The organism is Azospirillum sp. TSH64, from assembly GCF_003116035.1.
GTDB lineage: Bacteria > Pseudomonadota > Alphaproteobacteria > Azospirillales > Azospirillaceae > Azospirillum.
Genome location: NZ_LGQW01000015.1, coordinates 7541355 through 7541676 on the forward strand (window position 1 = coordinate 7541355; position 322 = coordinate 7541676).

General features: G+C 73.3%; 1 protein-coding gene. It reads right to left on the reverse strand.

Translation table 11 applies throughout. From position 1 onward, the window contains the following. A partial coding sequence (locus tag TSH64_RS35155; protein WP_146208154.1) for an AMP-binding protein occupies positions 1–322 on the reverse strand: 322 nt, incomplete at both ends.

Genomic DNA, 322 nt, shown 5'->3' on the forward strand with positions numbered 1-322 from the left:
TGTGCCGGTGGAGCCGGAGGTGTAGATCAGGTAGGCGAGGTTCTCCGGCCGCAACCCGGCCGCGGGCGGCGTGTCCGGCAGTCCCCCGGTGCTCTCGGCGTCGGTGTCCTCGGCGTCGAGCAGCAGCAGGCGGACAGCCGCGGGCAGCGTCTCGTCGCCGAGCCGGCCGGCAAGGGAACTTTGGGTGAGCAGCAGGGCGATGCCGCCGTCCGCCGCCATGGCGGCAAGGCGGGCGGACGGCAGGTCCGGGTCGAGGGGCAGATAGGCGCCGCCCGCCTTCATCACCGCCAGCAGGCCGACGACCAGTTCCAGCGAACGTTCG